22 protein-coding genes are annotated in these 24,345 nt (G+C 64.3%); 3 read left to right on the top strand and 19 right to left on the bottom strand.

What is annotated here, in order from left to right; translation table 11 throughout:
* Nucleotides 1-690, top strand: a complete 690-nt coding sequence (locus tag GW587_RS12070; protein ID WP_166102916.1) for a PA4824 family protein — start codon at nt 1-3, stop codon at nt 688-690.
* Here GW587_RS12070 and GW587_RS12065 read toward each other — a convergent pair.
* From GW587_RS12065 to GW587_RS12055, 3 genes are read right to left on the bottom strand one after another with little or no spacing between them, the layout of a single operon-like run.
* Entirely contained in the window at nt 687-2,111 is a 1,425-nt protein-coding gene (locus GW587_RS12065) for a hypothetical protein (RefSeq protein WP_166102913.1), read from the bottom strand. The genes GW587_RS12070 and GW587_RS12065 overlap by 4 nt on opposite strands.
* Nucleotides 2,108-2,983: an ABC transporter ATP-binding protein gene (locus GW587_RS12060; RefSeq protein ID WP_166102910.1), complete on the bottom strand. Its 876-nt coding sequence runs from the start codon at nt 2,981-2,983 to the stop codon at nt 2,108-2,110. The genes GW587_RS12065 and GW587_RS12060 overlap by 4 nt, the downstream gene beginning before the upstream one ends.
* Nucleotides 2,980-3,372, bottom strand: coding sequence for a GntR family transcriptional regulator (locus GW587_RS12055; RefSeq protein WP_166102907.1), 393 nt, complete (start codon nt 3,370-3,372; stop codon nt 2,980-2,982). Before GW587_RS12055 ends, GW587_RS12060 begins: the two co-directional genes overlap by 4 nt.
* A 229-nt stretch (nt 3,373-3,601) precedes the next feature.
* On the opposite strand from GW587_RS12055, the gene xth reads away from it, so the two are divergent.
* Nucleotides 3,602-4,384: an exodeoxyribonuclease III gene (gene xth / locus GW587_RS12050; RefSeq protein WP_166102905.1), complete on the top strand. Its 783-nt coding sequence runs from the start codon at nt 3,602-3,604 to the stop codon at nt 4,382-4,384.
* A gap of 94 nt (nt 4,385-4,478) precedes the next feature.
* On the opposite strand, the gene GW587_RS12045 is transcribed toward xth, so the two are convergent.
* The 9 genes from GW587_RS12045 to GW587_RS12005 form a co-directional block, all read right to left on the bottom strand.
* Nucleotides 4,479-6,146, bottom strand: coding sequence for a peptide chain release factor 3 (locus tag GW587_RS12045; RefSeq protein WP_166102902.1), 1,668 nt, complete (start codon nt 6,144-6,146; stop codon nt 4,479-4,481).
* Between the two features lie 90 nt (nt 6,147-6,236).
* Nucleotides 6,237-10,820 carry a pilus assembly protein gene (locus GW587_RS12040; protein ID WP_166102900.1) on the bottom strand — a complete coding sequence of 1,528 codons (4,584 nt, stop codon included), beginning with the start codon at nt 10,818-10,820 and terminating at the stop codon, nt 6,237-6,239.
* A 28-nt stretch (nt 10,821-10,848) separates the two neighbouring features.
* Nucleotides 10,849-11,433 (bottom strand): pilus assembly PilX family protein, encoded by a 585-nt coding sequence (locus tag GW587_RS12035; protein ID WP_166102897.1) that lies wholly within the window; start codon nt 11,431-11,433, stop codon nt 10,849-10,851.
* 2 nt (nt 11,434-11,435) lie between these two features.
* Nucleotides 11,436-12,650 carry a PilW family protein gene (locus GW587_RS12030; RefSeq protein WP_166102894.1) on the bottom strand — a complete coding sequence of 405 codons (1,215 nt, stop codon included), beginning with the start codon at nt 12,648-12,650 and terminating at the stop codon, nt 11,436-11,438.
* 13 nt (nt 12,651-12,663) lie between these two features.
* Nucleotides 12,664-13,101 (bottom strand): type IV pilus modification PilV family protein, encoded by a 438-nt coding sequence (locus tag GW587_RS12025; RefSeq protein WP_166102892.1) that lies wholly within the window; start codon nt 13,099-13,101, stop codon nt 12,664-12,666.
* Nucleotides 13,098-13,730, bottom strand: a complete 633-nt coding sequence (locus GW587_RS12020; RefSeq protein WP_166102889.1) for a pilus assembly FimT family protein — start codon at nt 13,728-13,730, stop codon at nt 13,098-13,100. Before GW587_RS12020 ends, GW587_RS12025 begins: the two co-directional genes overlap by 4 nt.
* A complete protein-coding gene (locus tag GW587_RS12015; protein ID WP_166102886.1) occupies nt 13,715-14,143 on the bottom strand; it encodes a type IV pilin protein in 429 nt (142 codons plus the stop codon). Before GW587_RS12015 ends, GW587_RS12020 begins: the two co-directional genes overlap by 16 nt.
* A gap of 107 nt (nt 14,144-14,250) precedes the next feature.
* A complete protein-coding gene (locus GW587_RS12010) occupies nt 14,251-15,288 on the bottom strand; it encodes a sensor histidine kinase (protein WP_166102883.1) in 1,038 nt (345 codons plus the stop codon).
* The gene (locus GW587_RS12005) at nt 15,285-15,962 is read right to left on the bottom strand and encodes a response regulator transcription factor (protein ID WP_166102881.1); all 678 of its coding nucleotides are present in this window, start codon (nt 15,960-15,962) and stop codon (nt 15,285-15,287) included. Before GW587_RS12005 ends, GW587_RS12010 begins: the two co-directional genes overlap by 4 nt.
* A gap of 207 nt (nt 15,963-16,169) precedes the next feature.
* Here GW587_RS12005 and GW587_RS12000 point away from each other — a divergent pair, with 207 nt between their 5' ends.
* Nucleotides 16,170-16,979 (top strand): Crp/Fnr family transcriptional regulator, encoded by an 810-nt coding sequence (locus tag GW587_RS12000; RefSeq protein WP_166102878.1) that lies wholly within the window; start codon nt 16,170-16,172, stop codon nt 16,977-16,979.
* Here the strand turns inward: GW587_RS12000 and GW587_RS11995 are convergent.
* From GW587_RS11995 to rplT, 7 genes are all read right to left on the bottom strand, one after another.
* Complete coding sequence (locus GW587_RS11995; RefSeq protein WP_166102875.1) at nt 16,876-18,489, bottom strand: CHASE3 domain-containing protein; 1,614 nt, start codon at nt 18,487-18,489, stop codon at nt 16,876-16,878. The genes GW587_RS12000 and GW587_RS11995 overlap by 104 nt on opposite strands.
* Before the next feature lie 115 nt (nt 18,490-18,604).
* Entirely contained in the window at nt 18,605-19,237 is a 633-nt protein-coding gene (locus tag GW587_RS11990; protein WP_166102873.1) for a response regulator, read from the bottom strand.
* A gap of 141 nt (nt 19,238-19,378) precedes the next feature.
* Nucleotides 19,379-19,795 carry a MerR family transcriptional regulator gene (locus GW587_RS11985; RefSeq protein WP_166102871.1) on the bottom strand — a complete coding sequence of 139 codons (417 nt, stop codon included), beginning with the start codon at nt 19,793-19,795 and terminating at the stop codon, nt 19,379-19,381.
* 17 nt (nt 19,796-19,812) lie between these two features.
* Nucleotides 19,813-20,160 carry an integration host factor subunit alpha gene (locus GW587_RS11980; RefSeq protein WP_019919772.1) on the bottom strand — a complete coding sequence of 116 codons (348 nt, stop codon included), beginning with the start codon at nt 20,158-20,160 and terminating at the stop codon, nt 19,813-19,815.
* Nucleotides 20,161-20,301: 141 nt separating this feature from the next.
* Nucleotides 20,302-22,728, bottom strand: coding sequence for a phenylalanine--tRNA ligase subunit beta (gene pheT, locus GW587_RS11975; RefSeq protein WP_166102869.1), 2,427 nt, complete (start codon nt 22,726-22,728; stop codon nt 20,302-20,304).
* Between the two features lie 123 nt (nt 22,729-22,851).
* Nucleotides 22,852-23,871, bottom strand: coding sequence for a phenylalanine--tRNA ligase subunit alpha (pheS, locus tag GW587_RS11970; protein WP_166102866.1), 1,020 nt, complete (start codon nt 23,869-23,871; stop codon nt 22,852-22,854).
* A gap of 109 nt (nt 23,872-23,980) precedes the next feature.
* A complete protein-coding gene (gene rplT / locus GW587_RS11965) occupies nt 23,981-24,340 on the bottom strand; it encodes a 50S ribosomal protein L20 (RefSeq protein WP_166102864.1) in 360 nt (119 codons plus the stop codon).
* Between the last annotated feature and the right edge of the window lie 5 nt (nt 24,341-24,345).

Here is a 24,345-nt window from a genome sequence, read left to right as displayed (position 1 = left end):
ATGATCCTGACGAATCTCCCGTCCCGACGGCGCGCCAAAGCCGCCGCCTGCGCCCTGGCGCTGCTTCCCCTGACCGCCCACGCCGGCCGGCCGATGACGGTGGACGATGCCGCCATCGTCGCGCCGGGCCTGTGCCAGCTGGAGACCTACGCGCTGCACGACGCGCGGCACAACGAATACTGGGCGACGCCGGCCTGCAATATCGGCGGCGACTGGGAGCTCGGCATCGGCCGCTCCGGGGGCGGCGACGCGCACTACGGCCGGGTGCAGGCCAAGACCGTGTTCAAGCCGCTGGAGACCGGCGGCTGGGGCATCGGCCTGGTGCTGGCCGACCAGTTCCGCAGCGGACGCGGACTGGAGGGCGATGTATCGGCCAATGTACCGCTGAGCATCTCGCTGGCAGGTGACTCGGTGCTGGTCCACTTCAACACGGGCCTGATGCGCACTCGGGCTCAGCGCAGCACCGATGCCATCTGGGGCGTCGGCGCCGAGTTCAAGCTCAACGAGCGCAACTCGCTGACGGCGGAAGTCTTCGGCCAGCAGCGCAACGGCTCGCGTTATCAACTGGGTTTTGCCCACGCGCTGATACCGGACCGGCTGCAAGTCGACGCTTCCTGGAGCCGGCGCCTGACGGCGCGCGGCGCCGGAGAACAGGCCGTCACGCTCGGCCTGATCCTGCAATCCAATTAACGCGCCAGTCGTCCCGCCGGCAATACCGGCGGCAGCGCCACCAACCACCGCCAGCGCAGGGCCAGTCCAGCCGCCGACGCCAGCAACACACCGCCGCCGGCCCATCCCCAGGGGAACGCCGGCAACATCTCTTCCACCCACAGCGCCGCGATGCAGGCGGTGACCAGCAATACCGTGCCGGCAATCGTCACCACTTCGCCGGACTGCCGCGACATGACCGCATAGTTGCGCAGCACCAGGCCGGCGACCGGCAGCATCAGCGCCGCCAGCATAAAGGTGATGCCGCGTAGCTGGCCGAAGGTGGCGAGATCGATACACATCGCGCATGCCAATGACAACAGCCATAGCCGCAGGCTGCGGAACAGCAGCGTTCCCGCCAGCACCCGGTTGATCCGCGCCGTCGGCGGAGCCGCCGGCGTCAAGCGGTACAAGGCCTGCTCGGCGCTATGACGCACCACATTCGCCGACGCGGTGACCGCGTAGATCAGCATGGCCAGCAGCACGCAGCCCTGCATGGTCGAGCTGCTGACCAGCACCACATTCGAGCTTCCCTGGCCGGTCAGCTCGCGTCCGACCAGCACCATCACCAGCGTGGTAACCAGCATGTAGATAATCGCGCCGCCGTCGTGCGCCTTGCGGCCCAGCGCATGCATCATCATCCGTCCCTGCGAGGCGCCGCCCCGGCTGTCGCGCCGCAGCGCGGCGTCGTAGGCCAGCCGCAGCCACGCCATCCAGCGCGCGCCCCCTGGGACGTCGGCCAGCGCCCCCCGGATCCGCGCCTGCTGGCGGCCAAGACGCCGATGCCATGCCCAGTGGCGGTCGCCGCCCTGCGGAAACACGGCCTGCACGCCCAACACGCCGAGCAAGGCCATTACGATCACGCCCACTCCGGCCACCACCGGCTCGCCGATGGCATTGGTGGTTTCGAACAGCATGTGCATCGGCCGGTTATTGTTGGTCACCGAGGCGATGATCACCACCGACGGGAAGAAATTCAACGCATAGTAGCGGTTCGCGAACAAAATGTAGACGCTGAGCAGCCCGGCGCCGACCAACGCATAGCCGGCGTGGCCGTACAGCAGCGTGGTCAGGGCGGCCGTCAACAGCGTACACGCGGCGAACAGCAGCGCGGTCAGCGTCATCAGCCGGCTGCGCAGGCCGGGCACCAGACAGGCGTAGGCCGGCTGGTTCTGCTGCGCCGCGTTTTTCAGGAAGGCGCCGCTCCACATGTAGCCGGCGCCGCCGACCAACAAGATCAATATTGCCGGTCCGAACGGCGGCTGTCCGAATTTCATCGCGAACAGCAGCTCGCCGATGGCGCACAGGGCCATGAAGACCGTCAGGCGCAGCAGCACGCGGCTGGCGCAGCGTTCGCGCATCACCTGGCCCAGCAGCTGGCCATAAGCGTTGGTGGCGCTCATTTCGTCACCTCGACGAACAGATCCTCCAGGCTCAGCGTTTCCACCCGCAACTCGGGACCGGCGCGCAGCGCCGCCGCCTCGGCTCCGCTCAGTCGCGCCAGGATGCTGACGCCGCCGCCGGCGTCCTGCTGACGGCGGATCTCGTCGCTGAAACGCAGCCCGGCCAGCGCCGCGCCGGTGCCGGTGATGCGGTGTGCGCTTTCCAGCAACTCATCCAGCGGCGCCTGGAGCGTGATCTTGCCGCCTTGTAGGAACGCCACGTCCAGCGCGACGCGCTCCAGGTCGGACAGGATGTGGGTGGAAAAGATCACCGTGGTGTCGCGTTCGATGACGCCGTCGACCAGCTCATGCAGGAAATCGCGGCGGCCGACCGGGTCCAGGCTGGCGACCGGCTCGTCCAGCACCAGCAGTTTCGGATCGTGGGCCAGCGCGCGGATGATGGACAGACGCTGCTTTTCGCCGCCGGAAAGCTTGCCGATTTGCTTATGCGCCGCCTCGCCGCCGAAGCCCCAGCGCTGCATCAGGCCATCGACCTTGGCCGCGTTCCAGCGCGGATACAGCGCCTTGAAATAATCTAAAAGTTGCACGGGCGTCAACCATTCGAACAGCTCGGACGTCTGCGGCACGTAGCCGATGTCGGCGCGCGCCTGATCGCTCAGCGCCGTCACCGGCTCGCCGAACAGCGTGCTCGCGCCACCGTCCGCTTCGCGCAGGCCGAGCAGGCATTCCAGCAACGTCGATTTGCCGGCGCCGTTACGCCCCAACAGGCCGACCACCTTGCCCGGTTCGATATTCCAATTAACGCCTTGCAATACCTGCTGTTTGCTAAATGCCTTATGCAAACCGTTTATCTCGACGATGGAAGGTTTCATTTCTGTTCCTTAAGAATTTTAGCAAAAAGAGTAATCACCGCTTCTGGATCGAGTTCAAGCTGACGGGCCTCGGCGGCCGCGCGTTCCAGCGTTGGACGTAATAAATGCTCGCGATCCTGCCGTATCGGCGTCTGACGCTCAGCCACCAGCATGCCTATTCCGCGCGAGCGGCTCAATAAACCCTCGGTTTCCAGCATGTTATAAGCCTTGGAAACCGTCATCGGATTGACCGCCAACGTCAGCGCCACATCGCGCACGGACGGCAATATGTCGCCGGGTTTTAAGACGGCGGCGGCGATTAAACGCCGGACCTGTTCAATTAATTGCCGGTAAATAGGATCGGAGGCGCCGGTCGCTATTGAAAACAGTGTGGCGGTGTGGGTAGCCATGGCGTGTCGTATTTGTGTATTAGTTGAGTAATACAGTAGGCGAAGATGCGAGCCGTGTCAAGCACAAAATCCGAGCTGAGCCAGGAACTGGCTGGAACACGCCAATCGTTGGCACAGCTGTCCAAGGGAGGCGGGCGCATCGGGGCGAACGGTGGCTTTGGGTGCGTCAACGCACGGCTGCGACGCGCGGTCGGTCTATACTGTTTTGAATTGCTGATTAAGGAAAACCATGCGCATCGCGACATTCAACGTCAATGGTATCGGCAGCCGCCTGCCCGCCCTATTGCAATGGCTGGATGAAACCCAGCCGGACGCCGTCTGCCTGCAGGAATTGAAAGCGCCGCAGGAGAAATTCCCTGAAGCCGCGATTAACGATGCCGGTTATCAAGCGATATGGCACGGACAAAAAAGTTGGAATGGCGTGGCGATTTTGTCGCGTGGCGCCGCGCCTATCGAAACCGGTCGCGGATTGCCGGGTGATCCGGAAGACCTGCAAAGCCGTTATATCGAAGCGGTGGTGAATGGCGTATTAATCGCAGGCTTATATCTGCCCAACGGAAATCCCGCCCCCGGACCCAAATTCGATTACAAGCTGCACTGGATGGAGCGCTTGATTACGCATACCGCCAGATTGCTGGACAGTGGCGGGCCGGTTATCCTGGCCGGCGACTTCAATGTTATTCCCACCGAATTCGACGTCTATAAACCCGAGCGCTGGGTCGACGACGCGCTGTTCCGGCCCGAGACACGCACCGCGTTTGCGCGGCTGATGGCGCAGGGCTGGACCGACGCGCTGCGCACCATGCACCCGGAAGAAAAGATCTACACCTTCTGGGACTACTTCCGCAACGCCTACGGCCGCGACGCCGGCCTGCGCATCGACCACCTGCTACTTAGCCCATCGCTGGCCCCGTCGCTGAAGGCGGCCGAGGTCGACCGCGACGTGCGCGGCCGGGAAAAGCCGAGCGACCACGCCCCGGTGTGGGTGGAACTGGACCTGGGCGACAACTGAATCCGGGGTCAGAGCTAAAAACTGGACACGGGCTCTACCGTAGCGGTCGCTACGGTAGAGCCCGTGTCCAGTTTTTAGCTCTGACCCCGGAGTTTTAGGACAGCTTGGCGGAGTGCTCGCGGGTGGCGTGGAATTGCAGCTTCGGCCAGCGTTCCTGCGTCAGCCGCAAGTTCACGCCCGAGGTCGCCAGGTAGGCCAGGTTGCCGGCGGCGTCGTAGGCGACGTTGTGGCCCAGCGCGTCTTCGAAGTCGGACAGCGCTTTCTTGTCGTCGCTCGATACCCAGCGCGCGCTGCTGATGCTGGTGCCTTCGAACACGGCGTCGACGCCGTATTCGTTCATCAATCGGCTCGCCACCACTTCAAACTGCAGCACGCCGACCGCGCCCAGCACCAGCTCGCCACCCTGCAACGGCTTGAAGACCTGCACCGCGCCCTCTTCGCCCAGCTGCTGCAAACCTTTGTGCAGTTGTTTGATTTTTAACGGGTTGCGGATCCGCACCGAGCGGAAGAAGTCCGGCGCGAAGTATGGGATGCCGGTGAAGGTCAGCATTTCGCCTTCCGAGAACGAGTCGCCGATCTGCATGTTGCCGTGGTTCGGCAGGCCGATGATGTCGCCGGCGTACGCCTCTTCCACCTGCTCGCGCGACGATGCCATGAAGGTCACCACCGACGATACCTTGATCTCGCGCCCCAGGCGCAAATGCTTGACCTTCATGCCGCGCTCGAAACGGCCCGAGCAGACGCGCAGGAAGGCGATCCGGTCGCGGTGCGCCGGGTCCATATTGGCCTGGATCTTGAACACGAAGCCGGTGAACGGCTGCTCGGTCGGGTCGACCGCGCGCACCGTGGCGTCGCGCTCGCGCGGCGCCGGCGCCCAGTCGACCAGCGCCGACAAAATCTCGCGCACGCCGAAGTTGTTGATCGCGGAGCCGAAGAACACCGGCGTCTGCACGCCGGCCAGGAACTGCTCCAGGTCGAACGGGTGCGAGGCACCGTGCACCAGCTCCACTTCCATCTTCAGCTGGTCCATCTCCAACGGGAACATTTCCACGAGGCGCGGGTTGTCGATGCCTTTGATGATCTCGAACGCGCCGTCGGCTTTTTCCTCGCCGGCCTTGAACAGCATGATCTCGTCGTTCAGCAGGTGGTACACGCCGCGGAAGTTCTTGCCCATGCCGATCGGCCAGGTCACCGGCGCGCATTGGATCTTCAGCACCGATTCCAGCTCGTCCAGCAATTCCAGCGGGTCGCGGGTTTCGCGGTCCATCTTGTTCATGAACGTGACGATCGGGGTGTTGCGCATGCGGCAAACGTCCAGCAGCTTGATGGTCTGCGCTTCCACACCCTTGGCGGCGTCGATCACCATCAGCGCCGAGTCGACCGCCGTCAGCACCCGGTAGGTGTCTTCCGAGAAATCCTGGTGGCCGGGGGTGTCGAGCAGGTTGACCACGTGGTCGCGGAATTCGAACTGCATCACCGACGAGGCCACCGAAATGCCGCGCTGCTTTTCGATCTCCATCCAGTCCGAGGTGGCGTGGCGCCCCGATTTGCGCGCCTTGACCGTGCCGGCCATCTGGATCGCGCCCGAGAACAGCAGCAGCTTTTCGGTCAGCGTGGTTTTACCCGCATCCGGGTGGGAAATGATGCCGAAGGTGCGGCGGCGCTGTACTTCGCGCGCGATCAGCGCCGGCGTTTTACCGCTGGGCGCCGCGCTGACGTCGTCGTTGTTATCGGGGATAGTGTTGTCGGTATCGTTGACCATGTGTTCGCGATCTGAGGCGTTTCTGCAAACCCTCGATTATACCGGCACTTGGCGCCGCCGTCGGAACTGTTTCGCGGCGGCGCCCTCCCCCTACTCGCCCTTGACCCGGCGCCAGCCGACCCGGTGCGCGTCGGCGGTGTACAGCTCCTTGGTCTTGACGGTGGCGTTGCTGCCGTCGGCGAAGGTGGTGATCAGCTTCAGTTGCCCGCTCGGCAGGCGGACGATGATGAAACCGACCGCCGCCGAGGTGGTCGACAGCGTGCTGCCGGCCGGGTCGCCGTTGACGCCCTGGCCGTTGCAGACGTTCACTTGGTACAGATTGCTGGTGCCGCCCACCGAGCACGCCGACGACGACGACGGCACGTTGGTCACCACGTTGGCCACGCCGCTGACGATTTGCGGATCCAGGTTCATGCGTTCGCCCGGATTGAGCTTCCAGTCGAAATACCAGCCGTTCTTCTGCGTCAGGTCGACCTGGTTGCTGGTCACCGCGTAGGTCACCACATTGCTGGCCGATCCCTTGATGCTCAGCGTCTGCTCCACCATCGTGCTGTTGGGAATGGTGCCCTGCGCCACCCCGCTGTCCTTGAGCACGTACAGGCTCTGGACGTCGGTGTTGCTGGTGTCGGTCACGTCCAGCAGCCGGCCGGTGCCGAACAACACCACGCGCGAGGCCGTCACCTTGGTGCTGCTGACGCCCGAGGCGTCGGTGGTGGTCACCGGCACGCCGCACTGGGTCACGTCCGGCCGCGTGGTGATCGGCTTCTTCAGCCCGGCGTCGCCCATCTTCAGTACGTTCACCACGCCGACGTCGCTGGTCAGGTCGAAGCGCCACATCTTGCCGGTGTTGTCGCCGCCGTACACATAGGTGACGCGGGCGTCGGCCAGCGGGTCGTCGCTGATCGCGGTGATCTTGGCCAGCCCCGACGGCGTGGTGGTGTCGCCCTCGCCGGTGGATTTCTTGGCCAGCACCTTGCCGGTGCCGACTTCGACGATGTACAGCATGCCGACGCCGTCGCCCTGGCCGTAGCCGTCGGTGCCGGGAATGTTGTTGTAGCCGGAGGTCAGGAACACCACCCAGCGCTCCGCGCCGCTGCCGTCCTTCCAGGTGCCGAACTGCGGATTGCCGAAGCTCAGGCCGAAGTTCTTGTCGTTGTTGGTCGGGCAGACCGCCGGATCGGCGCACAGTTCCCACAGCACCTTGGGCGCTTTCTCGTCGGTGATGTCGAGCGCGTAGAAGCCGCGGCCGCCGGCGTTCAGGCCGCCGACCAGCACCGTCTTCCAGGCGCCGCCGATCATCACGTCGGCCACTTCGGGCGAGCCGTCGGCGGTGAACTGGTGGTTGGTGCCGTAGGTGGTGCTGGCCAGCGCCGCCAGCTTGCTCATGGTGATGCGCGGCACATAGGCCCAGCGCTCGGCGCCGGTCGCCGAATTGAAGGCGTGCAGCATGCCGTCGTTGGCGGCGACGTACACGGTACCCTCGCGCAGCGTGGTCTTGTCCTTGAAGATGGCGTAGGCGGTGTCCGAATAACTGTTGGTCGATGCCCGCACGAAGGCCGGCTTGGACGAGGCGATGTCGCCCACCACGATCGGCACCGCGGTGCCGGCTGCGTTGGTGGTGGAACTGTAGGCGCGGAACAGCGTGTCGTCGGCGTAGGTCTGCACGCCGCGCAGCCAGTTGACCAGGTTGGCGCCGCTGTTGACGATGGCCTTGTCGGCCGCCGACAGCAGCGTGCATTGCGCCAGCAGGCTGCATTTGTTTTCGAACCAGCCCTTGGTGGTGGCGTCGGCCGACATATTGCTGAACAAGAAGTCCACCGGATCGGAATTCGGCGCCGCGTTGGCCGGCATCATGTAGATCTTGCGGGTCGCCTGCGCGCCGACCGTGCTGCTGGTGTTCCAGCTGGCCGTGGCCGAGACGTTGCCGGTGCTCGGATCGATCTTCTTGTCGGTCAGCTCGCCGTACCAGCGCACCGTGGTGAAGGTGGCGGAGAAGATGTCGTTGTCGGTCAGCGTGATGTTCGGGGTCGAGGTCGCGGCGGCGGCGGCCGAGCCGACCCGCACCTGCATGTTCGACAGCGCTTCGCTCAGGCCGTTGATGACGTCCTTCGGATCCTGCGCGCTGAAGTACTTGCCGTGGCCGTTGATGGCGGCGTGCCACAGATCGTCCACCCGTTCCTGCACGGTGCTGGCGGTGTTGGTGGTGTCCGGATTCGGCCAGACATAGGGGCCGTTGCCGTTCCATGGACAGCCGGTCGGCGCCTGCGTGATCAGGTTGTAGAAGTCGCCGCCGCTCTTCGGCGCGGTGTCGTAGGCCGGCTCGTAGTTCATGACGCCGTCCACGCCCAGACCCAGCGTGTAGGTGTTCATGTGCAGGTGGGTGTTCTCGCCGTTGGCGGCCGGCACCGAGCCCGGCCGCGTCATGTCCGGCTCCAGCGTCGGCCGCAGCGACACGGTGGTGGTGCTGGAGCCGCCGTTATACCAGTGCAGCGCGACGTCCGAGATCGACGGCTGCGTCTGCGCGCGGGTGTCGACGCAACCGGACGACAAGGTGCAGAAACGCGCCGGGTTTTCCACGTTGTCGTTGTTGACCACGTTGTTGGTGCTGCTGCCGTTCCAGTAACCGTCGGTGGTCAGGATCAGGAAATTCGGCTGGCACGGGTACTGCACCACTTCCTGGCCGGCGGCGTAGTTATACGGCGACAGATTGCCGAACATGCGGCCGACATTGTCCATCGCGGTGCGGATCGGGGTCGAGCCCGAGGTGGTGGTGGCGTACAGCGTGCTGTACCAGGTGGCGCGCGCGCTGCCGGTGAAGTCGGCCGGTTTCTGGTCGATCGCGCTGCCTGCGCCGGCGGCCGACAGCTTGACATAGCCGACCTTGTAATTGGCGGTGATCGGCGAGAAGGCGATGCCGACCGAGGTCTTCATCATTTGCAGGCGGCTCTTGTAGTACGCGTACCAGTTGGCGAAGTTGGTCATCTCTTCGGTGTAGGTGCAGGTCGCGCCGGCGCAATCGGTGCGCTCGCTGGTCTTCGGATAAGTCTGGCCGGCCACCAGGTTGACCCGCACGAAGGGATTCGGTCCGCTGGAACCGGCCGACAACGCCGCCGTGGTGGTTGGAATGCTGTCCATCTGCGCCGGGGTGTAGGTCCACGCCAGCGTGCCGCCGTTGTTGCCGCTGGCCAGCGTGATCGCGCCGGCGTTGGCCGCCGAGCCGCTGTCGACCACGCACACGGCGGCCGTGCCCAGGCCGCTGCGCACGCAGGCGGTGTTGTCGCCGACATAGCCTTTATAGGTGCCGCCGGTGCCGATCTTGGTGGCGATGGTGGCGGCGACCTGGACCGCGCTCTGGCTCTTGCCGACGTTCAGGCTGCTGAACAGGTCGGTGTTCGAGCCGTTGTTGTACTTGAAGGTGCCGACCGACGGCGTGCCGCTGTTGGAGGTGGTGCCGGTGAACGAAATATAGGCCGGCGCGATGCGCACCGACGGCGCGGTGACGGTGATGCCCCAGCCCGAACGCGAGCTGTCGTTGACGGTGATGCAGTTGGTCAGGTTCTTGGTGCCGGTGCAGCTGACCGGCACCACCGCCACCACGTTGTCGGCGGTCAGGGTGATGCCGAACACGCTGCAGGCCGGCACGCTGGCCTGGCCGGTCGGCGTCTTGACGCACGCGTAGTACTGGTTGGTGGTGCTGCGCGCGATGATGTTGGCGGCCACCGTGCTGGCCATGGTCTGCTGCTTGATCGCGGTGTTGGTGCCGGCGCTGGCGGTCATCACGCCGCTGGTGATGTTGACGCTGCCGCCGGATTCGGCGATCGCGATATTGCTGATGGTGAGCGCGTTGCCGCCGGCCGAGACGCCGATGGCGATGGTGCCGTACGAGGCGACCGCGCCGGCCGGCGCCGAATACGCCGGATAGATGAAGCTGCCGACGCGCTTGCCCTGGCAGGTGGTCAGCAGCTTGTCGCTGCACCAGCGCACCTTGACCGGCACTGGATAGCCGGCCGGCGCGCTGCCGCCTATGGTGGTCGACTTGCAGGTCTTCATGGTGTCGTCGGTGCAGTACTGGCCGACGCCGATGGTGTAGTAATACGGACCGGTGACGATGTCCACCGCGCTGCGGTAGGTGGCGTCCGGATAGGCGTAGGTCGAGCTGTTGAACTTGCAGTCGCTGCTGCTGCTCGACGCGCACCACTTGAGGTCGGGGAAGCCGCTGACCAGATTGATGTTGGCGGTGACGCTGTTGCCGAACAGGTCGGCCTTGTGCGCGCCGAAACCGTCGCCGCTGACCGAGGTCCAGTTGCTGGTGTTGGCCGCCGTCTGTTCCGGATAGAAGGTGCCGTCCGACTTGATCGGCACCGTGTAGCGGATCTTCGGATTGTAGTACTGCTTGTTGAAGTCCGGGCTCATGAACGGCGGATGCCCCACCGCGCAGGCGGTGACGCCGGCCACCAGCGAGACGCTGCTGCGGCACAGGTTGTCGTTGACGTAGTCCGGCGTGTAGGTCTGGTCCATCGAGCCGGAGTTATCGAACAGCAGCATCAGATTGGGCTTGACGGTGCCGGTGCCGGTGATGTTGAGCAGCGGCACCTGGGCGATCTGGGTCGGCGCGGCCATGGCCTGCGACGCCAGCACGAGCAGCAGGGCCAGCGCGGTATAGAGCTTGTTCATGATGGATCCATTCAAATAAAGCACGGCCTCACGGCCCTTTCATGACGACGCCTTGCGTCACCACATTGCCGCCGCGCACACCGAACACGCGCGCCGTCACCACGTAATGAATCTGCGCCGCGCTGGCCAGGTTGTTGGCGTCGCGCTTGAGCGTCTCGCCGAGCTGGCGCGGCCCGGCCAGGTCGGGGCGCGGCGCCGTGGTCTGGCATTTGTTGGGCGGCACGTCGTACGATCCGTTCAGGTTGCACATGCGGTGGATCACATACTCGATCCGGTTGCCGTCGTCGTCCGGCGCCAGCGTGAGCGAGCCCAGCCAGAAATTCGGATTGCTGACGGTCCAGTTCTGCGGCAGCGTCGCCACGTAGCCGGCGCCGGCCTGGTTGACCAGCAAGTCGTTCTTGTTGACCACCGTGCGCAGGTAGGTGAACGCGGCGTGCAGCCCGGCGTCGGCGGCCTTGCTCAACGCGGCGTCATACGCCAGGTTGGAGGTCGTCATCGTGCTGGAGGTGCTGGAGCGCAGCAGGTAGATGCTGCTGACCATCATCACCGTCAGCATGATCAGGATGATCGGGAGGGCGATGCCGCGCTGGCGGCTGCGGAAAAAGGAGCGCATCGTCATGGCCTGAATTGCGAGTTGAGAAACGGCACGATGGTTTCGAACACCCGGTAGCGATAGCACTTCCAGTTCAGGGTGTCGCCCGCCACCGCCACGTTGACCTGCACCGGCACCGCCGGCACGCTGGCCGGGGCGGCGCCGCCGAACACGGTCGGCAGCACGGTGGTGGCCGAGCAAGTGCCGTCGGCCGCCGGTTTTTCCGCCGTCTTGCTACGCGCCACCACGGCGATGCGCACGGCGGCGATGCGCTGGTAGTCGCCCAGGCCGCCGGTCTCGGCGTCGCCGTCGGCGTTGATCATGTCGCCGCTCCAGCGCGTGACCTGGATCCCGCCCAGCGGATTGACCTTGGAGGCGTCGATGCCGTTGCCGGAGGGATTCGGATTCCAGTCGCTGACCACGCGCGTATCGAAACCGTATTGCGCCTTGATCGACACCACGTTGTCGACCACCGTCGTGCCGGCCGCTTCGGCGCCGGCCAGGTCCGTGGCGCGCAAGCGCAGCACGCCGTTGCGCACCGACCAGGTGTGGAAGTGCAGCCGGTCCGGCTGCCCGAGGTTGTACATATAGGTGACGTTTTTCTTGTAGGCCTGGGCCATGCCGGCGATCTGGTTGTAGCGGTAGACACCGCCGGTGGTCAGCGTCATCCGGGTGTCCAGCGGCGGCGGCATGAAGCCGGACACCTGCATCAGCGTGCACGGCCGGTCCGGCGCCTGCGCCGCCACCAGCAGCACGTCCCCCGGCGAGTAGCCGTAGGGCGAGCCTTCGGAGGCCACCACGAAGTTCTCGCCGCCGTAGTCGGCCGTCATCAGCATCGAGCCGACGCCGGCGTTGGAGCTGCCGCTGTTGAACGAGATCACGTCCGGCTCGGCGCCGTTGGACTGGATCACCACCGGCGCCAGCGGCGTGACGTCGGCGCCGTCGCGCTTGACGGTCAGCAGCTGGTAGCCGCGCTGGTCGAAGAAGGTGGTGTCGCAGCCGGACACGGTACGGTCGTTCAGGCCCCAGCCGGCGATGCCGGCGTCGCCGCTCAGCGAGAACAAGGCCAGCATGCCGTTCTGCATCGAGTCGGAACCGCCGATGGCGGCGTCCTTGTTGGTCTCGCCGCTGACCACCAGGCGGGTGGCGAACAACAAGGCCAGCAGGCCGATCACCACGCTGACCATCAGTTCCACCAGGGAGAAGCCGCCGTGGCGGCGTGGCATGGATTGCATCATGTCGGTCCTCATCTCACATCGCCACGTAGGCGGTGACGTGGTGCGTGTTGGGCTCGGTGTTGGCCTTGCGCTGCCACTGGATGACGATGTTCACCTGGGCGCGGTTGGCGGCCGGCTGCGGCTGCACCGCCACCGAGATCACCGCGCCGGGAATGTTCTGCTGGGTTTCCAGCACCCATGGCTTGAGCAGCGAATTCGGATTCGCCCCCGCCACCAGGTTGTAGCCGAGCACGTTGGGCAGGTCGGCGCTCAGCGTGCCGATCAGCTTTTCGCTGGCCAGCGTGGCCTCGGCGCGCATGCCGGCGTCCGACAGCGCCGAATACGCGCGCGCCTGCAGCCCGATGGTGCCGAGCAGGCCGATGCCGAGGATGACGATGGCGATCATCACCTCCAGCAGTGCGATGCCGGACTGGCGGCCGGGCGCGGGGCGGGGTTTCAGCGTGGTCTTCATGGCGGGCAGGCGCGGTTGTCGGAGGCCGGCAGGGTCGGATTGCATTTGCTCGGCATGCCGGCCAGCGTGATCGACAGCGCCACCACCGGCACTTCGTTGGCGTAGCGGGCCGCCGGGTCGAGCCGCAGCCGGGTCAGGTTGTCGGGGAAATTGGTGTCGACCCAGCCCAGCGCGGTGTAATACACCTGCGAGGTGCCGACCGGCAGGCTGCTCGGCTGCAGCACGTCGACCGGCGGCAGCGGATCGGCGTTGCGGAACACCGAGCGGAAGCCGTTCAAGCCCTGCGGATCGTTGCCGGACGGCGTGTCGGTGGTGGACCAGCCATCGTCGTTCGGTCCGCAGGCGGTCGCCAGCGAGACGAAGCAGATGTCGACCTGCCAGTCGAACTGGCCGTTATTGCCGTTGGGCGTCAGCGAGATGCGGCTGAAGGTGTTGTGCGACACCGCCTCGCGGCGCGCCATGGCGAAGCCTTCGGCGTAGAACTCGCCGGCGCTGCGGGCGCGGTTGGTCAGCAGCCAGTTGCTGGCGTTGGGCAGGCCGATCGCCAGCATGATGCCGAAGATGGTCAGCGTCACCAGCAGCTCGATCAGCGTGAAGCCGCCCGGCCGCCGGCTTAGTTGGTGGAACATGTGCCACCCTTGTGGTCGACCCAGCAACTGGCGCTGGTGCCCCAGCCGGGTGGGCTGCCGGTGGTGGTGCGGGTGCCGTTCTGGTTGATGGTGTAGACGAAGCCGTTCATCTTGCCGATGCCGGTGGCGGTGACGGTGTAGGCGGAGGCGCTGGCCGCGCTCAGCGCGTAGGTGAAATTGGGAGTCGCGGCCGGGAAGGCGCTGGTGGTGTCGAAGCCATCGTATTTGCGCTGGTTGGACCAGTATTGTTCGGCGGCCGGCTGCACCCCGCCCAGCGCGACGAACGCCTCGCTCAGGCGGCCGCGCACCACATAGTCACTGTAGGCCGGCACCGCCACCGCCATCAGGATGCCGACGATCGCCACGGTGACCAGGACTTCGATCAGGGTAAAACCGCGTTGCATGCGTTTCATCGTCCACTCCCATAGTTTATCTCTAGCATGGAGTGTAGCCGCGCAAGCTTGCATTTCCCTGAGGAAACCCTGACAAATTCCTGACAATGAGAAATTAGCGCGATTATTCAGGGAAACCGCACGGAAAACAACGCGCCCCGGCCGTCGGCGGCGTCGCCGATCGACAAGGCGGCGCCGTGCACCGCCGCGATGTCGCGCACGATCGCCAGGCCGAGGCCGCTGCCGTGGGTCTTGTCGTCGAGCCGGACGTAGCGGCTGAACACCTGCTCGCGCTTGGCCGGCGGGATGCCGGGGCCATTGTCCTCGACGCTCAGCAGGCCGCCGTCGCCGTCCGGGCCGCAGCTGACCGTCACCGTGCCCCGCGCCGGCGTGTAGCGGATGGCGTTGTCGATCAGGTTGTCGATCAGGTCGCGCAGCAGGAAGCGGTCGCCGTGGATGCTGACCGGCCGCAGGTCGAAGCCGATGTCGATCGCCTTCAGCGACGCCTGGTCGACGAAGGACTGGATCGCGTCCTCCACCAGCGCGTTCAGCGCCAGCGGTTCGAGCCGGGTCTTTTCGAAATGATTCGGTTCGGCGCGCGCCAGCGACAGCAGCTGATTGGTCTGGCGGATCATGCGCTCGGTGGCCGACAGCATCAGCTTGACCGAGTGCGCGGTCTCCGGCTCGGCGTGGCGCGCGCCCAGCCATTCCAGCTGCGTCCGCAAGCCGGCCAGCGGCGTGCGCAGCTGATGCGCCACGTTGGCCAGGAAGTCCTGGCGCGCGCGGGCGCCCTCGCCCACCTTGTCCAGCAAGCCGTTGAAGGACGACACCACCGGCTCCAGCTCATACGGCACGTCGGCGGCGGCGATCGGCGCCAGGTCGTCGCCGTCGCGCGCGTTGAGGCCGGCGCGCAGCCGGTTCAGCGGGCGCAGCGCGCTGCTGACGGAAAACCAGACCAGCCCCACCGAGGCCAGCGTCAACACCACCTCCAGCAGCACCAGCGCGCGCAGCGTGGCTTGCCGCATCTGCTCGCGTTGCGGCCCGCTGCTGGCGGCCGCGCCGGCCGGCGCCCACGCCAGCATGTAGGTCAAGGCGCCGCCGCCCAAGTTGATCAGCAGCACCGGCACGATCAGCCACTTCAGCAGGCGCAGTCGGATGCTGGTCATGACGCGGGCGGCGTCTGCTCCAGCATGTAGCCGAAGCCGCGGATGGTGCGGATGGTGACGCCGGCGTCGGCGATCTTCAGCCGCAGCCGCGAAATATACACTTCCACCGCGTTCAGGGTCAGGTCGTCGCCCCACGGCAGGATGGCGTCGATGATCTGCTGCTTGGACACCACCCGCGCGCCGTGCTGCAACAGGTATTCCAGCACCGCCCACTCGCGCACCGACAGCTCGACCGTCTTGTCGCCGACCCGTGCCCGCTTGGCGGCCAGGTCCAGCGACAGATCGCCCAGCGCCAGCAGCGCCGGCTTGGGCGTGTTGCGCCGGACCAGCGCCTTCAGCCGCGCGACCAGCTCGGCGGTGGCGAAAGGCTTGACCAGGTAATCGTCGGCGCCCAGTTCCAGCCCGCGCACCCGGTCCTCGATGGCGTCGCGCGCCGTCAGCAGCAGCACCGGCACCTGGCTGCCGCGCGCCCGCAGGCGGCGCACCACTTCAAACCCGTCCATGCCGGGCAGGCCGATGTCGAGCACCACCACCTCCGTTTGCTCGGAACGTTGTAGGACCAGATCCGCCTGGGTGCCGTTGCCGAGCACCTCGACCGCCATGCCGTGGCCGCTCAATACACGGCTCAGGCCGTCGGCCAGGACGGCATCGTCTTCCACTACCAGTACATGCATATTCGTGCGCCACGTCGTCAGGATTTATGCATTATGCACGCGCCTTTCCTATAAGAACAGCGATGAGCAAGCGCACCGCGTAGGACCAGGACTACAGCTCCCCATGTTGCACGCCTACATTTGGGCGTCCGCCCCTCTTATGTTCGCGAACTAACAATGGCAATAAAGTTACGTCACTGTACATCGCATCAGATAGTGAGGAACACAATGAACAACACCCAACGCACCGCAACCGAAAAAGCCACCGTCTCGCGCACCATGCCGGTCGGTTCCAAAGAATTCAAGGTTGCATCCCGGCCTGTTGTCACCTTCAGCGGCACCCAGCAAAACGAATTGCTGGCCGCGCTTCCGCGCGACGTGCTGGAATCGCTGTTCGATCATCTGGAAATGGTCACCCTGCCGTTCGGCAAGGAGCTGTTCGAATTCGGCGGCGCGATGGATTATGTGTACTTCCCGACCACCGCCATCGTCTCGCTGCTGTACGTGATGGAAGACGGCGCCACCACCGAGATCGCCGTGGTGGGCCATGAGGGCGTGGTCGGCGTATCGCTGTTCGAAGGCGAGCGCGCCATGTGCAGCGCCGTGGTGCAGGCGGCCGGCTACGGCTACCGCATGAAGGCGCAGCACCTGCGCGACGCGTTCAACCAAGGCGGCGCGCTGCCGGCGCTGCTGATGCGCTACAACACCGCGCTGTTCGCGCAGATGGCGCAGAACGCCGTCGGCGGCCGTCACAGCTCGATCGAACAAAAGCTGTGCCGCTGGCTGCTGGACCGCCTGGACCGCTCGCCGGCGAACGAACTGAAGGTGACCCAGGAAATGATTTCCATCATGCTGGGCGTGCGCCGCGAGAGCATCACCGCGGCCGCCGGCAAATTGCAGGACGAAGGCTTGATCACCTACCGCCGCGGCAACATCACTGTGCTTGATCGCTCAGGCTTGGAGGCGTATGCGGGTGAGTGCTATAAGGTGGCGAAGACGGAGTACGACCGTCTGCTGCTGGATGTAGCACGCTGCTGATCACTTCGCTGATGGCGGGCGGCAAGCCCGACGTCGGCGACGCTTCAACAAACGGCGCGACCACCGGCGGATTGGCGGCAGCGCGGCGCTCCTCGGCGGGCGCGGTGTTTTGCCGGTTGCCTTCCATGCCGCGCAAGGGAATGGCGACCTCGATGCAGGTTCCCGCATCGTTGCGGCCGCGACGGATGGTCAGCGAGCCGCCCAGCAACAAAGCCCGTTCGCGCATGCCCAACAGGCCGTGCGACATGGGTTTGATGATGGTGTCGGAGGCGATGCCGATGCCGTCGTCGATGATACGCAACATCAGGCCTTCGCCGCTGTGGTTCAAAGTCACGGTGACGCGGCTGGCCTTGGCGTACTTGCGGATATTGGTCAGCGATTCCTGCACGATGCGGAACAAGGCGATCGACAGGTCGCCGGACTGGCGCGCCTCGCTCTCGATGTCGGCGCCGATATGGCAGTCGCAGCGCAGCTGCGACAGGCGGCTGAACTCGTCGCAATAACTTTCAATCGCGGCGCACAGGCCCAGATTGTCCAGCAAACTCGGCCGCAGATTTTCGACGATGCGGCGTTTCATTTCGACCGTCTCGACCAGGGTGGCGCGCGCGTGCTTGAGCTGCTCGGCCAGCTCCGGATGCGTCTTGCGCAATTGCTGCGTGACGGCGGCGATGTCCATGCTGATCGAAGTCAGGTTGGCGCCCATTTCATCGTGCAGTTCGCGCGACAGGCGCACCTTCTCTTCCTCGCTGATCGAGATCAGATGGCGCGACAACACCGATAGCTGCTCGGTCCGCTGCTGTACGGTGGATTCCAGGTTTTCGTTGGCGCTTTGCAGCGCATGTTCGGTGGCCGCGCGCACCGCGAAGCTGCGCCGCACCAGCTGATAGAACATGATCAACACCACGATGGCGACCGCGTTGATGCTCATGCCCAGCAAGACCGCCTTCTGGTATTCCTGATAGAACATGGCGCTGCGCGTGGCCAGCGTTTCGTTCTGTTCCTGCTCCATGATGACCACCAGCAGCCGGATCTCGTCCATGCTGGCGCGGTCGTCGCTGAGCTTGGCGATGTTGACGATTTCGCTCAGCCCGCCCTCGCGGTAGACATCGATGGCCTGGCTCATGATGCCGAGCCGGCGCCGCACCAGGGTTTGCAGTTGGGTCAGGTTCTTGAGCTGCGAGGGACTGTCGGCCAGCAGCTTTTCCAGTTCCTTGAATTCGGTCTCGGTATCGGCCAGCACGGTCTTGGTCGGGCCCAGGTAGGACTCGCGGCCGGACAGGAAATAGCTGCGCGTGCTGCTTTCGGCATCGAGCACCAGCACATTCAGGTATTGCAGGCGGTCGGCGACGCGCGCGGTCTGCCCCAGCAGGACCTGCGCACCGCGCAATGCTTGCAAATTATGGAACAGGCTGAATCCGTTGACGATCAGCAGCAAAGCACAGGTCACGCACAAGACGGTCTTGTACAGCGGCAGGCGATGATGCGGCGCTGTTTCGACGGTGAAATACATCCCGATGTGTTTCCTTCATTGGTTAAGCAGGCGCGGATGGGCCATGCTAACCAAATTATAGACCGTAAGGAAAACGTCTGTGCGGGAACGCACCTCAAGAGTGCGCGCCGTGTATTTATTCCAATAAATTATTTTTCATGGCGTAATAGGTCAGGTCGGAATTCGACTGCATGCCCATTTTTTCCATGATGCGGGTCCGGTAGGTGCTGACGGTCTTGATGCTCAGCGACAGCGCCACGCCGATGTCGGACACGGTGGCGCCGCGCGCCAGCCGCAGGAACACCTGGAACTCGCGATCCGACAGCTCGGTGTGCAACGCGGTGTTCGGATCGCGGTCGAAACTCTGCGCCAGCAACTCGCCGACGGTGGAGCTGACGTAACGCCGGCCCTGGAACACGGTGCGCACCGCGGTCATCAACTCGTCCGCCTCGCATTCCTTGTTCAGATAGCCGTTGGCGCCCATCTTGAACAGGTTCAGCGCGTACTGCTGCGCCGGATAACCGGACAGGATCAACACCGGCAGATCCGGCTGACCCTGGCGGATGGTGCGCAGGGTATCGATGCCGCTCTGATCGGGCATGGCGATGTCCAGCAACAGCACGTCGCAAATCTCGCGGCGCGCGATATCCAGCGCTTCGCGCCCGGTACCGGCTTCCGCCACCACGTCGAAATCGTCCGACGCCGAAAAAATCTGTTTAAAGCCAGCTCTTACAATTTGATGGTCGTCACAAATGGCAACGCGTATCATTGTTTCCTCTCGTCGTGCCCGGCCTACGCTCGGACTTACGCCACCGCGCATCAGCGTCGCTGATAATAAAATAATATTGAAAGTATAGCAGCAATCAATCCGCAAGCCGCTGCGCGCGGCAGCGGTGCGCATCTTTTCGTGCTATTCGGGCTGTAACAGGCGCAGGATCGACAGCAGCTCGCTGCGGATCATCTCACGGTCCAGCGGTGCAGCAACGCTTGAAGGATGCGCGCCGTTGACAGCCCGTCCATCATCATACTCTCCCGCAGCGCCATCGTAGGCACGACTGTCGAGTTTATTGCGCGCGCCGCTGATGGTGAAGCCCTGTTCGTACAACAATTCGCGGATACGGCGGATCAGCAGCACTTCGTGGTGCTGATAATAGCGCCGGTTGCCGCGCCGTTTGACCGGTTTGAGCTGGGTGAATTCCTGCTCCCAATACCGCAGCACGTGCGGCTTCACGCCGCACAGCTCGCTGACCTCACCGATGGTGAAGTAACGTTTGGCCGGTATCGGCGGCAAGACGACCAGTTCGGACTTGGCGAGACGATCGTTCATCACAGCTCAGCTCCCACTCAGGCGGCGCGCGCCATCGGATTGCTCTCTTCGACCATGCCCTTGAGTTTTTGGCTGGCATGGAAAGTCACGACGCGGCGCGCCGTGATCGGGATCTCTTCGCCGGTCTTGGGATTGCGGCCCGGGCGCTGCGGCTTGTCGCGCAACTGGAAATTGCCGAAGCCGGACAGCTTGACGGCCTCGCCACGCTCGAGCGCGTTGCGAATCTCGTCAAAGAAGGTCTCCACCATGTCCTTGGCCTCGCGCTTGTTCAGGCCGACCTGTTCGAACAATAGTTCGGCCAGCTCCGCCTTGGTCAGCGTAGGCAAATCTTTTTCGGCATCCTGGCGTACTTTGGCGACCTGCATGGCCCGGTGCAAATCGGCAGCCAATGCGGATTGGAGTACGGCGGAATCAACGTCGTTATTATTAATTTTCCTGCCCTGCCTTATCTAAGAACGAATGAGTCCGGCACAGGCCGGACTCCCATTAGTCAAACTACGGATGAGTTACGTGCGCAGACGGGCACCGTGTTTTTGCTTGGCCGCATCACCTACGGCGGCCATCACGGCTTCCACCACATCGTCTTGCAGCGTGTTTTGAGTATCTTGCAAGCTAAAGCGGAAAGCAAGCGATTTTTCATCCGACTCCAAACCTTTGCCACGATATTCGTCAAACAAAACAATGGCTTGCACGATCTTTCCTTGCGGAACTGATTGCACTGCTGCATTAAATGCATCGAGCAAATCCTGCGCCGGCACCGTTTGCTTGACGACCACCGCCAGATCGCGGGTCGCGCCCGGGAACTTGGAAATCTCGTCATATTTTGGCACAGGTCGTTGCTGCAAGGCAACGGCATCCACCTCGAATACCACGGCGGCGTTCGGCAGTTCGTATTTCTGCAGCCAGCGCGGGTGCAGCTCGCCGATGAAGCCGATGACTTTACCGTCCAGCAGCACGTTGGCGGAGCGGCCGGGATGCAGCGCCGGGTGCTCGGCCTTGACGAATTGCAGCGGCAGCGGCGCGAACAGATGCTCCAGGTCGGCCTTCAGATCGAAGAAGTCAACCGCGCGGCTGTCCTGGCCCCACTGTTCGTCCGCCACGCCGCCGTAGGCGATCGCGGCGACGCGCTTCGGCTGGTGGTAGCCGGCCACGGTCAGCGGACCGTCCGGGATGGCGGCGTCGCGCAGGTAGACGGCGCCGGTCTCGAACACGCGGACTCGGTTGGTCTTGCGGTTCAGGTTGTAGCGCACATTGGCCACCAGGCTGCCGATCAGCGTCGAGCGCATCACGCTCATCTGGCTGGCGATCGGGTTTTGCAGCTTGATCGGATTGGCGTTGGCGGCGAAATCCTGCTCCCACGACGCTTCCACAAAGCTCATGTTGACCACTTCCTGGAAGCCCAGGTCGGCCAGCTGGTGGCGCACCGCGAACAGCGACCGGGTGTTTTCCGGCGCGATGATCATGGTGTTGGCGGCCACCGGCGCCACGGTCGGGATGTTCTCGAAGCCGTAGACGCGCGCCACTTCCTCGATCAGGTCTTCCTCGATCTCGATGTCGAAGCGGTACGACGGCGCGGTCACGCTGAACACGCCGTCGGCCAGCGTGTACGGCAGCGCCAGGCGGGTGAAGATGTCGGCGATGACCTGGTCGTCCAGCGCCACGCCGATGACCTTCTGCGCGCGCGCGGTGCGCAGCTTGACCGGCTGGGGCTGCGGCAGGTTGACGCTCTGGTCGTCGACCGGGCCGACCTGGGTGGTGGTGGTGCCGCAGATTTCCACCAGCAGCGCGGTGATGCGTTCGATGTGCTCGACCGTGGTCGCGTAGTCGACGCCGCGCTCGAAGCGGTGCGCCGCGTCGGTCGAGAAGTTGTACTTGCGGGCGCGGCCCTGGATGGCGTTCGGCCACCAGAAAGCGGCCTCCAGGTAGATCGATTCCGTTTCCAGCGAGACGGCGGTGGCGTCGCCGCCCATGATGCCGGCCAGCGATTCGATTTCCTTGTCGTCGGCGATCACGCCGACCCACTCGTCGATGGCGACGGTATTACCGTTGAGCAGCTTCAGCGTCTCGCCCTTTTTGCCCCAGCGCACGTCCAGGCCGCCGTGGATCTTGGCCAGGTCGAACACGTGGGTCGGACGGCCCAGCTCCAGCATCACGTAGTTGGAGATGTCGACCAGCGCCGACACCGAGCGCTGGCCGCTTCGCTCGAGGCGCTGCTTCATCCAGTCCGGGGTGGCGGCCTTGGCGTTCAGGTTGCGGATCACGCGGCCGGAGAAGCGGCCGCACAGGTCCGGCGCCGAGATCTTCACCGGCAGCACTTCGGCGCTGTTGACGGCGACCGTGCGGAATTGCGGTACATTCAGCGCCACGCCGGTCAGCGCCGACACTTCGCGCGCCACGCCCAGCACCGACAGGCAATCCGCCTTGTTCGGGGTCAGCTTGATGGTGAATTTGAGGTCGTTCAGCGCGTAGTAGTCGCGGAAGTTCTGGCCGACCGGCGCGTCGTCCGGCAGTTCCAGCAGGCCGCTGCCCTCTTCCGACAATTTCAGTTCCTTGGCCGAGCACAACATGCCCTGCGACTCGACGCCGCGCAGCTGGCCGACCTTGATTTCGAACGGCTTGCCGTCCGCGCCCGGCGGCAGCACCGCGCCGGCCATGGCGCAGACGACCTTCAGGCCCGGGCGCACGTTCGGCGCGCCGCAGACGATGTTGAGCAAGGTGCCGGTGCCGACGTCGACCTGGCAGACGTTGAGGCGGTCGGCGTTCGGGTGCTTGGCCATCTCGCGCACCAGACCGACGACGACATTGGAGAATGGCGGCGCCACCGCTTCGACTTCTTCCACTTCCAGGCCGGACATCGTCAGCAGGTGGGCCAGTTCGTCCGAAGTCATCTTCGGATCGACCATGGTACGGAGCCAGTTTTCGGAGAATTGCATAATCAGCTTTCTAGTTATCGCTAGCCCGTCATTCCCGCGCAGGCGGGAATCCATAGAACGCGGGCGTCATCGCCTCAGCATGGATTCCCGCTTTCGCGGGAATGACGGTGCCGGGGTCTCGTATTAGTTGAACTGCTTCAGGAAACGCAGGTCGCCTTCATAGAACAGGCGCAGGTCGTTGATCCCGTAACGCAGCATCGTCAGGCGCTCCAGGCCGGAGCCGAACGCGAAGCCGATGTATTTTTCAGGGTCGAGGCCGAAGTTGCGCACCACCGACGGATGCACCTGGCCCGAGCCGGACACTTCCAGCCAGCGGCCCTTCAGCGGACCGGAACCGAAGGCGATATCGATCTCGGCCGACGGCTCGGTGAACGGGAAATACGACGGACGGAAGCGCACCTGCAGGTCGTCGGTCTCGAAGAAGGCCTTGACGAAGTTCAGGTACACGCCCTTCAGGTCGGCGAAGCTGATGTTCTCGGCGATCCACAGGCCTTCGACCTGGTGGAACATCGGCGAGTGGGTGGCGTCGCTGTCGACGCGGTAAGTGCGGCCGGGCGCGATCACCTTGATCGGCGGCGTGTGGCTGCGCGCGTAGCGCACTTGCATCGGCGAGGTGTGGGTGCGCAACAGCAACGGCTTGCCTTCGCTGTCGTCGCCTTCGATATAGAAGGTGTCCTGCATCGAACGCGCCGGATGGTTTTCCGGGCTGTTCAAGGCGGTGAAATTGGTCCAGTCGTTTTCAATTTCGGGGCCGTCGGCCACGTCGAAACCGATCGAGCGGAAGATCTCCTCCACCCGCTCCCAGGTACGCATCACCGGATGGATGCCGCCGCCGGCGCGGCCGCGGCCTGGCAGCGAGACATCGATGGCCTCGGCGTTCAAACGGGCTTGCAGCTGGGCTTCGGCCAGCGCGTCACGGCGCGCGGTCAGCGCGGCTTCGATCTGCTGCTTGGCGGCGTTGATCAGCGCGCCCTGCGCCTTCTTGGCGTCCGGGTCGAGCTTGCCCAGGCCCTTCATCAATTCGGTGATCTGGCCGGTCTTGCCCAGATATTTGGCTTTGGCGTTTTCCAGTGCGGCGGCGTCGTCTTTGGCCGCGTCGAAATCCTGCACTGCTGAGGCGACGAGTTGTTCCAGGGAGTCCATGCGTTTTTCTTATCCTCAATCAAAAACGGGGCACAGGTATCAACCTTTGCCCCGTTCTTTGCCGCCGGCGCGCTAATGACAGCGCGGCGACGTATCGTAAATCAATGCATTAAGCAGCGATTTTTGCTTTCACGACGTTGACAATCGCAGCGAACGCTGGCTTGTCCATCACAGCCATATCGGCCAGGACTTTACGGTCCAGCTCGATAGCAGCTTTCTTCAGACCATTCATGAAGACGCTGTACGTCACGCCATGCTCACGGGAAGCGGCGTTGATACGGGCGATCCACAGACGGCGGAAGACGCGCTTCTTGTTACGACGGTCGCGGTAAGCGTATTGGCCAGCGCGCATGACTGCTTGCTTGGCAACACGGTAAACCTTGCTGCGACGACCACGGTAACCCTTGGCCAGGTTTAATACTTTTTTATGACGGGCACGAGCTGTAACCCCACGTTTTACTCTAGGCATAGTAA

Source organism: Duganella aceris (genome assembly GCF_011090165.1).
GTDB lineage: Bacteria > Pseudomonadota > Gammaproteobacteria > Burkholderiales > Burkholderiaceae_D > Rugamonas > Rugamonas aceris.
This window is presented reverse-complemented; position numbering and strand designations above follow the sequence as displayed.